Genomic DNA, 1,585 nt, shown 5'->3' on the forward strand with positions numbered 1-1,585 from the left:
CCTGACGCTCCTATTTGGCAAGGTGTTTTTTAGAATCCATTTTGCGCTCGGCCTCGAAGGCCTGCCTGTCCCAATCGAGCGGAAGTCCGGCCTCGACCCATGCCTCGTAGGCCCTCCTTATGGGCTTGAGCTCCCTTTGGCCCCTCTCCAGCATCGAGATGTACTTCTCGCTGGTGCCCAGTATGGACGCCGCCCTCACCTGGCTGACCCTCGCCGCGCGCCTGGCCGCCACGAGCCCCGAGGCGTCCTCGGGCCTCCTGATCTCGTGCGGGCGCATCAGCGCCCGGTACGCCTCCCTGGCCACGTAGCGCTTGAGGCACCTCATGACCTCCCTGTCGCTCTTCCCCCGCGCCCTGGCCCTCTCGGCGTACTCGGCGGTCTCGGGGTCGCGCATGACCCTCTGCCTCGCGATCTCGTGCAGAGCGCTGTTCGCCTGCCGGTCGCCGCCCCTGTTGAGCCTGTGCCTCACGGTCTTGCCGCTCGAGGCGGGGATTGGGCAGGCCCCGCATATCGCCGCGAACGACGCCTCGGAGCGCAGCCTGCCCGGGTTGTCCCCGGCCGCGACCGCGAGCTTGGCCGCGCTCACGGGCCCGCACCCGTACATCGCCAGCAGCGCGGGGCAGTTCTCCTCCAGGGACGCCTCGATCGCGCGCTCCATGTCGAGCGCCGCGTCGCGCGCCGCCGCCCACAGGTCCGCCAGCGCGCCGAGCGCGGCGCCCAGCGCGCCCTCGGCGCGCACGGAGGGGAGCTCCTCCATCAGCCTCGGCCCCGCCATCCCGCGGAACCTCGACCTGAGCCCCTCCGGGGCGGTGGTGAGCAGCGACCTCGCGGTGTTGATCGCCGAGGTCCGCGCCTTCACCGCCCCGGAGCGCGCCGCGAGCATGCAGCGCACCCCGTCGACCCACCCGTCCTGGCTCTTGGGGGTCCCGAGCTTTGAGCCGGACATCGCCGCGCGGGCCGCCCTCTCCGCGTCCGACTCGTCGCACTTTCCCTGCCCCGGGCGCCTCCTCTGCATCCTCGCCGGGGAGAGCGCCTCGCGCACGGGCATCCCAAGCGACGCGAGGTGCCTGGTGAGGCCCGCCCCGTAGGACGACGTCCCCTCCATCGCGACGCAGGCCGGCTCCCCGGCCGCCGCGATCGCCCCGGCGAGCGCCTCGTAGCCCGCCGCGTCGGCGGGGAACCGGCGGGACAGGACCCTGCGGCCCCTCCAGTCCAGGACGCACAGCCAGTGCGAGTCGGCGTGGGTGTCGACCCCGCAGAAGACCGGCCCGCGGGCGTCGGGTGTCGATTCGTTTTGCATGTCTCGCTCCGTTCTTTCCGTGCTCGCCTGGACCGGGCAGACGGCACACTGACGGGGCGCGATAGAATGCGGTTGTTCGGGTCCGCGGTATCGCTCCATGCTCCTATTAGGTCATGCGGCGGTCTCGGCTCGCCGCGGCCCGCGCGGGACATGTCAGGAAACGAGGGCAGCCCCGTGGGCGCCAGCGGAATGTGGGGTCACCGCGCGGTCCGCATCTGATGGTGTCGACGTCAATGGTATACGGGTGCACCATCGACGTCTTCAATACAGAAAATATCAGTGCGG

The 1,585-nt window shown here is 70.9% G+C and carries 1 protein-coding gene; it reads right to left on the bottom strand.

The window, feature by feature from the left end; genetic code table 11:
- Positions 1-10 precede the first annotated feature (10 nt).
- On the bottom strand, positions 11-1,300 hold the full coding sequence (locus tag AB5767_RS10005) for an IS110 family RNA-guided transposase (RefSeq protein ID WP_368131831.1): 1,290 nt from the start codon (positions 1,298-1,300) through the stop codon (positions 11-13).
- Between the last annotated feature and the right edge of the window lie 285 nt (positions 1,301-1,585).

Source organism: Collinsella aerofaciens, assembly GCF_040926265.1.
GTDB lineage: Bacteria > Actinomycetota > Coriobacteriia > Coriobacteriales > Coriobacteriaceae > Collinsella > Collinsella aerofaciens_BB.